This window comes from Klebsiella sp. TF21-TM (assembly GCF_019753495.1).
Lineage (GTDB): Bacteria > Pseudomonadota > Gammaproteobacteria > Enterobacterales > Enterobacteriaceae > Klebsiella > Klebsiella quasipneumoniae.
The window spans coordinates 1-1356 of the sequence record NZ_JAIJYL010000100.1 but is presented as its reverse complement, the minus strand read 5'-3'; the positions used below and the strand labels follow the sequence as shown (position 1 = coordinate 1356).

Sequence of the window (1356 nt, the reverse complement as noted above, 5' to 3'; positions counted from 1 at the left end):
CCGGCACCTTGCGCAGGTTGTCGGCGTTCATCTCACGCAGGGTCTGCACGGCTGCCAGCACGCCTTGCGCGGCCGGCGCGGCGCGCAGTTCCAGCACCTCCAGCAAGGCCGGCGTGTAACGGCGCAGGGTGGCGAAGTTCTCGCCGACCAGGTGCAGGTGGTCGAAGCCTTCCGGCCGGGCCAGCAGCTCGGCCTCGCTGACGCTCTCGGTGAACTCGTCCCAGGGAATCACCGCCTCGATGGCGGCATAGGGGTCGCTGCCGCTTTCCTTCGCTTCCAGCAGCGCCTGGCCGATCCTGGAGTACAGGCGCACCTTGTCGTTGATCGCCTTGCCCTGCTTCTGGAACTGCTGCTGATGCTTGTGCTTCGCGCCGCTGAACAGCTTGACCAGGATGCGGTCATGCAGATCGACCAGCTCATCGATCACGGTCGCGGTGCTCTCCAGCACCACGGCGGCCAGGGTCGCGTAGCGGCGCTGCGGCTCGAACTTACCGAGGTCTTTGGGCGTCATCTGCCCACCCTCGCGGGCCAGCTTGAGCAGGCGGTTCTGGTGGATGTGCCGGCCCAGGCCTTCGGGCAAGTCCACCAACTGAAATGTCTTCAGCCGCTCGATGTGTTCCAGCATGTGCCGAGAGTTGGGTTTCAGCGGTGCCTGGCGCAGCCAGGTCAACCAGGTGATGCTGCTGCCGGCCTTGAGCTTCAACAGCTCGTCCAGCTTGGCCCGATGCGAGTCCGTGAGTGGTTCGACCAGGGCGCGGTAGACCCGCCGATTGGCTCGCGCAATGGCTTCCGAGCAGGCCCGGTCAATCACGCTCAGCGCCGGCAGGATGCGTCGTTTCTGCCGTAGGCTCTCCAGGGCCTGACCGGCCAGCAGCAAGCCTTTGTCGGTCTGCTGGGCCAGCTCGGTTAGCTCGCGCACCAGGGCGCGGAAGTCGGACAGGCCGAACGGGGCCAGTTGCAGGTAGGTGCGCAGTTCCTGGGCATGCTCGCGACGGGTCACGTCGCGCTCGCCGTACTTTGCCCAGCTCGCCGGCTCGGCCTGGACTTGCTTCGCCACCCACAGGATGACCGGCTCGGGCAGCTCGCTGTCGGTTCCCAGCGCGTAACCGGGGTAGCGCAGCAGGCAGAGCTGCACGGCGAAGCCGAGGCGGTTGGCGTCGCCGCGTCGCTGGCGGATCAGCGACAGGTCGGAGTCGTTGAAGGTGTAGTAGCGGATCAGGTCATCCTGGCTTTCCGGCAGCGCAAGCAGGGTGTCCCGCTCCGTGGCCGAGAGGATCAAGGGCACTGTTGCAAATAGTCGGTGGTGATAAACTTATCATCCCCTTTTGCTGATGGAGCTGCACATGAACCCATTCA

General features: G+C 65.4%; 1 pseudogene. It reads right to left on the bottom strand.

From position 1 onward, the window contains the following. Positions 1–1285, bottom strand: a pseudogene (locus K5R89_RS27060) (Tn3-like element TnAs1 family transposase); the annotation flags it as partial. Positions 1286–1356: the final 71 nt, after the last annotated feature.